Source organism: Fulvivirga marina (assembly GCF_016775155.1).
In the GTDB taxonomy this organism is placed as follows: Bacteria; Bacteroidota; Bacteroidia; order Cytophagales; family Cyclobacteriaceae; genus Fulvivirga; species Fulvivirga marina.
This window is the reverse complement of the sequence record NZ_JAEUGD010000029.1, coordinates 1-4,429: the sequence shown is the minus strand read 5'-3', so window position 1 is coordinate 4,429 and position 4,429 is coordinate 1. Positions and strand designations below refer to the sequence as shown.

The window sequence follows — 4,429 nt, the reverse complement described above, 5'->3', positions numbered from 1 at the left end:
ATATCATATAACTAATGAAGACTTTGCCATTGCCATGTATAACTTACAGGCTGATCGTTTAAAGTTGTCTAAACATGCATGCAATGAGGAAGAGCTTTTATATGCATATAATGGGAAACTATGAAAAGGCTGGGTATAGGTTTTTTGAAAGTGGGTATGCTGTTTAAATAGTGGTCTGGCTTATAAAAACTTTTAGTAGTTTGAAAGGATACTTAACAAACTCAAAATAAGTTGTTTACATTATAACAATCTGCTAATGGCCTTTTCTGTCAGCAAATGACCTATATAGACAGTTCTAATCGGAGGTAATCCTTTAACTTAAGAAAATCAATTATTCAAGACTCTCTGAAAACACATCAGCACAAACGTTGATGAAACAATACATTTTGTTTATGTCAAGAAATCGAGAGAAACATTGAATACATGTTGAACAAAATTACCTAAACCTATGAAAAATGTCTTTTCAATCAGTACCCTATTATTATCCTTCACACTATCAACGGTATCCTTTGGGCAATGCCCAACACTTGTGTGGAGTGACGAATTTGATGGCAGTTCATTAGACCTTACAAAATGGGAACCACAAATAGGTGATGGCTGCGCCGAAGGAATATGTGGCTGGGGAAATAATGAACTTCAGTATTATAAGGCCGAAAATGCCATAGTGAGTAATGGTACGTTAAAGATCGTAGCTAAAAAGGAAAGAGTTAGAAACAAAGCCTACACATCTGCCCGGCTAAGGACCAAAAATTTGGCAAACTTCACTTTTGGAAGATTTGAAGCTCGGATCAAGCTGGTTAATGGCCAGGGTTTTTGGCCTGCATTTTGGATGCTTTCTGCTAATGAACCTTATGGAGGCTGGCCTGAAAGTGGGGAGATTGATATTATGGAAGGCCTGGGGCAACATGTTAATGAAGTGTTTGGAACAATTCACTATGGTGATCCCTACCCTGCTAATCAATTTCAAGGCACTGATTTTAAACTTTATGATAATACATTTGATCAAGAATTCCATGTATTTGCTGTAGAATGGGAACAAAATGTTATTCGCTGGTATGTGGATGATGTTTTATATCAGACCAAAACCAGTAGTGATGTATCCCCTTACAACTGGCCATTTGATGCTAACAACCAGATGTATTTACTGCTAAACTTAGCTGTTGGGGGCAACCTTCCCGGAAGCCCTGATGGATCTACTTCTTTTCCAAGTCAAATGGAAATAGATTACGTTAGAGTATATGATGGTGGATTTAACCCTTCAATTTCTGGAGACCGATTAGTACCTTATCAAGCCTCTGGAGAGATCTATTCAATTAATAATGCCCCCCAAGGATCTTCATATGCCTGGTCATTACCTGTAGGTGCAAGTATTACAAGTGGTACTGGGTCATCGTCAATAACTGTTGATTGGGGAGATACGGGAGGTGATGTTATTTGTAATGTATCCACAAACTGTACCACCAAACAGTATAAGATTAATGTAAAGGTTGAACCTGATTTTACTTATGATTTTTCATTTGAAAACTTTGATCAGGCTGCAAATATTAATATTAATGAGGTGACAGGTAGTTTGACTGAAGTTAACAATCCTGACCCCTCCGGAATAAACACGTCGGTTTTGAATGCACAATATATTCGAAATAATCAGGAACAATTCGACATCATATCTTATAGTACAACTGCAATTGATAATGCAAGCCTCTATAGTGAAGGAATGAATAAGTTTTACATGGATATACTTACCGAAGCACCTATTGGTACTGAAATAATAATACAATTGGAAAATAGTTCAGTAGCTTCCCCATCCAATTATCCGGCAGGAAGACATAGTCGATATATTGGAAAAGTAACTCAAAATGGATCATGGGAACGAATAGCTTTTGATTTTCTAGATCAGCCTGATGCATCTACCGACCCTAGCACGGTAGATCAAATAATTGTACTTTTTGCACCTAACACGCTTACCGGAGATACTTACTATTGGGACAATTTTGACGGCTACAAAGCTGATAATGGCTCTATGGGCATTGGAAGTTCTGATGGTAGAGTGGGCAATAGCAGCAGAACATTAGAAGAGAGCCCTATTGATAATAAAGATTTTTCAATAGCAGTGTTCCCTAATCCTGCAAATGACTATTTAAAATTGAATATAGATTCGGAATATGAAGGAATCATAAATCTGGAGATAATTAATTTTAATGGTCAGGTTGTTAAAGCGTTAACTCTTAAAACAAGTGCTGGGTACAGTCAATATGAAATTAGTTTAGATAAACTGCCAGCAGGAATTTATTATATTAAAGAGACATCAATGAATCAAAACTTCTCACAAAAGTTAATAAAAAATTAAAGAATGGAGTTTAGAAACATATTAGAAGGTTGTAGATCTATCAATGATCCGGAAGCCTTACTAAAAATCATCCGGATGTATTTAAACGAAAAATCGATCATTTGATCTTTTTTCAGCAAAAAGGGAGAAATATCTATTTTTTCATACAATTAAGGGGTGTAAGTTAATTTAGTCTTGTAAGCACACCTATCTTGGGGTTATGTGAAAGTAGAAATTCAATTCATCATAAATGGTTATAACTAGGTGTTAATTGTGGGTAACTCGATAGAGTTACCCACTACTAAATCTACCCGTGCATATTGCACAGGACGCTTTCTATGTGGCCTCATAAAGTTATAGTCATAACAGTAACTTATCGTACATCTTCAAGGCCGAAATTACTGCTCCTAAGTTTTAATTGATTGATAATAATATGCCGATCGATATAGGGTATTAGGTAGAAGTTCGAAATGCAGTTAAGCAAATGCCTACCATCGACGGTGTACATACAGCCGAAAATGAAGTAGCAGGAAACAAGAGCTTTAATTGCTTTCTTATCGTAGTAGATATTCGCTTTAAATTCAACAGCCTCCATTTTGTAACTGATTTTTCCTATCATTCTTTTTGCGATATCAACCATGCTTTGTTTCTCGTCAGCATCTGCTAAAGTAGCATTCAATATTCTGTTTAAACAACGTCAGAGGCTATCAAAATCAGTTTTCCAACACCCAAGCGGGATAGCTGTTCAACAACCGGATTGCCTGTACCTGAACATTCAATTACAGCTATACTCATTTGTGTAAGCAATGAGGTTGTGAGAGGCCCTAATGTTTGTTTGTTCCTAAGATCGAGTTCATTTTTTAGAGCTGTTATTGATTTTTGCTGAATCGATAGACTATAATCTACAATTGCAAATTTGTGAACTTCAAGAGGTCAATTTAGGACAAGTAAGGATGTGCTTTTTGAGGTAAATGTTACCTATTTTGATTAGATTGTATCAATAGGTCATTATTTGGAGTGTAAATAAAGTGCATTTTAAAGAGATGTATTGACATGTGTAATTACTTTGATAATGTAAATGGAAGTGTCACGAGTAACATTCAGAGTGAATTAGTATGGAAATTTTTGCCGTATAGTATTAATATTGCCAACAAAACTGTATAATTATGAAAACCCTCAAAACCATTTTATTTGCTGCTACACTATTTTTAACCCTGATTTTAACTGCATGCAATGACCCTTACTATGAAAGTATTGATAAAAATGAGAAGTTAGAAACCGAGCCTAGAGGAGAAGAAGGCCAAGTCATTAGGCGCGATTAAAAGGGTAGTTGAATTATAAACACCTCATTCATTTTTAACCTACAGCTTGCGTATGTATGTTATCGTTTTAATTTAAACGATGAAAAAATGATTAATCCTATATCTTGAAGCTACCAAAATAAACTAAACTATGCTTTCTCTAAACCTATGCCTGCGGAGATTTTCGTTTTACCTTTTACCCTTGTTCTTTTTTGGTTCATGCTCTAATACGGAAGAAATAACCCCTGAGCCTTTACCTGAAGGTGCCGTTTCCCTTGAGGCTATGCTAACTGACGACCTGGACAATGAAAAGCGCGTGGAAGTTTACTACCAACTCTATAAAGTGTACCGTTCCAAAAATGTAAGCCAAGCGGAAGAGTATGCCAGCAAAGCCCTTTCACTAGCCAGCCAAATACAAAATCTGAAATATGAAGCCAGAAGCAGGCAGGCCTTAGGCTTGCTTCAGCAGCAAAAAGGAGAGTACAAAAAAGCAATTAATTCTTATTTACGTGCAGCAGATCTTTTCGAAAGCTCTGGTGATATAGCCCGAATGGCAGATGCTACAAACAATATTGGAATGCTCTTTCTCAATGTGGAAGGTTATACGTACGCGCTACAATACTTTAAGAAAGCTGCTAACATTTATGAGCAAAATAAGGATTTTAAATATTTATCTGTCGCCTATTCAAATATAGCTACCTGCTATTCAAAAGAAAATGACTATGTCACTTCTTTAGAATATTTGAACAGGGCAATTGATGCGACAAATAAAACAACCCCTACTGATGTGGGAATGTTAGCC

General features: G+C 36.2%; 4 protein-coding genes. 3 read left to right on the top strand and 1 reads right to left on the bottom strand.

Features of this window, described 5'->3' with window-relative positions; translation table 11 throughout:
- Positions 1-448 precede the first annotated feature (448 nt).
- Positions 449-2,347: a family 16 glycosylhydrolase gene (locus tag JMN32_RS08875; RefSeq protein WP_202855967.1), complete on the top strand. Its 1,899-nt coding sequence runs from the start codon at positions 449-451 to the stop codon at positions 2,345-2,347.
- A 352-nt stretch (positions 2,348-2,699) separates the two neighbouring features.
- On the opposite strand, the gene JMN32_RS08870 is transcribed toward JMN32_RS08875, so the two are convergent.
- Complete coding sequence (locus JMN32_RS08870; protein ID WP_202855966.1) at positions 2,700-3,005, bottom strand: hypothetical protein; 306 nt, start codon at positions 3,003-3,005, stop codon at positions 2,700-2,702.
- A gap of 487 nt (positions 3,006-3,492) precedes the next feature.
- Here JMN32_RS08870 and JMN32_RS08865 point away from each other — a divergent pair, with 487 nt between their 5' ends.
- Together JMN32_RS08865 and JMN32_RS08860 are read left to right on the top strand one after the other, a co-directional pair.
- Positions 3,493-3,648, top strand: coding sequence for a hypothetical protein (locus JMN32_RS08865; RefSeq protein ID WP_202855965.1), 156 nt, complete (start codon positions 3,493-3,495; stop codon positions 3,646-3,648).
- 130 nt (positions 3,649-3,778) lie between these two features.
- Positions 3,779-4,429, top strand: a 651-nt coding sequence (locus JMN32_RS08860; RefSeq protein WP_202855964.1) for a tetratricopeptide repeat protein, incomplete at its 3' end; no start/stop codon positions are given.